Annotated in this window: 1 protein-coding gene; it reads right to left on the bottom strand. The window is 49.0% G+C overall.

The window, feature by feature from the left end; translation table 11 throughout:
* Window positions 1–38: 38 nt before the first annotated feature.
* A protein-coding gene (locus PsAD37_RS19800) for an IS3 family transposase (protein WP_244272548.1) occupies window positions 39–1,126 on the bottom strand; the annotation gives its coding sequence in 2 pieces (ribosomal slippage) (window positions 39–940 and window positions 940–1,126; 1,089 coding nt in all).
* Window positions 1,127–1,145 lie beyond the last annotated feature (19 nt).

Raw genomic sequence — 1,145 nt, 5'->3', positions numbered from 1 at the left:
GGTAATCCCCCCATTTATGGAGGAGTTTTGCATTAGAGTTATGCAGCCAGTTTCAGTTTTGTTGCGGGCGAGATGCCGCCGATGGCCATGTTGGGCCGTTGGTTGTTGTAAGTCCAGAGCCATCTGGTAGCTTGCGCCTGAACTTGATGGATTGTTTCAAAGCAATTTTGATCCAGCCATTCTTGGCGAACCGTTCTGTTATAGCGCTCGATATAGGCGTTCTGAGCTGGTTTACCCGGCTGAATATGCAGTATCTTAATGCCTTGCTTGTGTGCCCATGAGAGTAGCGTTTCACTGATATTTTCCGGGCCATTGTCAACCCTAATGATCTCAGGTTTGCCGCGCCACTCTATCACCTGTTTCAAGGTGCGTACGACCCGTAGGGCTGGAAGGGAAAAGTCAATTTCAATAGCCAGTCCCTCCCGATTGAAGTCATCAAGAATATTCAGAGTCCTGAACCGTCTACCATCTTCAAGTTGATCTGACATGAAATCCATGGACCAAACTTTGTTTACCTGCGCAGGAACCGCCAGTTTGTCCGGCTTTTCCCGCTTCAATCGCTTGCGCGGCTTGATCCGAAGGTTCAGCTCCTGCTCCCGGTAAATGCGATAAACACGCTTGTGGTTCCAACCAAAGCCTTTGATATTGCGAAGATAAAGGAAACACAGGCCAAAGCCCCAGGTTTTGTTCGTACATGTCAAGCGAACCAGCCAATCGGCAATCAGAGCATTGTCGTCATTCAAAAGCCGAGTGTAACGATAACACCGCTGGCTCACACTAAATGTGCGGCACGCCAAAGCAATTGATACCTGCTTGTCCGCGACAGCGGAACGGGCCATCTCTTTGCGCGGAGACGGCCTTAGACCTTTTTTCCAAGAGCTTCTTTCAAAAGTTCGTTTTGCAGGCTGAGCTCTGCGTACATTTTCTTGAAGCGGCGCAGCTCATCCTCCGTTGATTTCATTGACTGGATCATAGGGGCTTCAAGGCCACCATATTTCGAACGCCATTTATAATAGGAGGCTGCGCTCATACCATGCTCCCCGCAAAGCTGCGCAACGGGAATACCGCTTTCTCCCTGCTTCAAAATTGCAATAACCTGCGCGTCGCTAAAACGAGATTTCTTCATAAATTCAGTCCTCAATATG

Source organism: Pseudovibrio sp. Ad37, assembly GCF_001623075.1.
Taxonomy (GTDB): Bacteria; Pseudomonadota; Alphaproteobacteria; order Rhizobiales; family Stappiaceae; genus Pseudovibrio.
Note: the sequence above shows the minus strand (reverse complement) of the source record. Positions and strands in the feature narration are given on the sequence as shown.